The sequence below is a fragment of the Bacillus cereus group sp. BfR-BA-01356 genome, from assembly GCF_022663635.1.
Taxonomy (GTDB): domain Bacteria; phylum Bacillota; class Bacilli; order Bacillales; family Bacillaceae_G; genus Bacillus_A; species Bacillus_A cereus.
The window spans coordinates 1-863 of record NZ_JAKUFX010000281.1 but is presented as its reverse complement, the minus strand read 5'-3'; the positions used below and the strand labels follow the sequence as shown (position 1 = coordinate 863).

Sequence of the window (863 nt, the reverse complement as noted above, 5' to 3'; positions counted from 1 at the left end):
ATCGAGAGATTCATAAGAAAACGTCATCCTTTCTAGTCTAGCTTTTTTAGAAAGAATAACGTTTTTTTACACTTGGGGGTAGTGAAGATTTTTAAGTTGATGGGCATGGGTGAAGGTACAAAAAAACGGATTGTTTACTCATGTTGCAGAACAACTGTTTCACATGAAACACTTAGAAGCAGAAAAATTTAACATGTTAGAACTAATGGGAAATATTCCAGAATTACAAAATTTATTTCGTTATAGTCAAAAAGGATCAACTTTATATAAAATTGATTCAACAATTAAAAATGAGCTCTCCTTTTCAGTCAACCTACTAGATCGATTACATATGACTAAAGAGAGATTTTCTCGTTACATTGAAACATCTTGTAAGCATTTATCAATACAACACGTACCTGAGAAGACTAATGAATCGAATTTACTTTTTACAGCGCCCATTCAATCATGGAATCCTATGTACAGTACTCCTTTATACTATGAACATCTTACTAATACTTATTATTTGCCACTTACGACTGACCCTAGAAATCCTAAGCCAATATTACCTGAACTCCTCATTCATTATTTATTGCTCTATAATTTAAGCATGATTTCTAGATATGAAACAGATTGGTGGTATGACTTACTTGGAAGTTATGGTTCTGAAGATTATCCATTTATTTATCAATTTCTAAGTATTTCTGCTCAAAAAATTCCTTACTATATTTCAAATTTTTTATTAATGGAACCAAATCTATTTCATGGGAAATAAAAAAACACAAGTCAAATGACTTGTGTTTTTAGTTGCTTGGCGACGTCCTACTCTCACAGGGACAAGGTCCCAACTACCATCGGCGCTAGAGAGCTTAACTTCCGTGTTC

The 863-nt window shown here is 32.7% G+C and carries 1 pseudogene; it reads left to right on the top strand.

The features are described 5' to 3' along the window. Nucleotides 1–109: 109 nt before the first annotated feature. Nucleotides 110–754, top strand: a pseudogene (locus MR168_RS33010) (YaaC family protein); the annotation flags it as partial. Between the last annotated feature and the right edge of the window lie 109 nt (nt 755–863).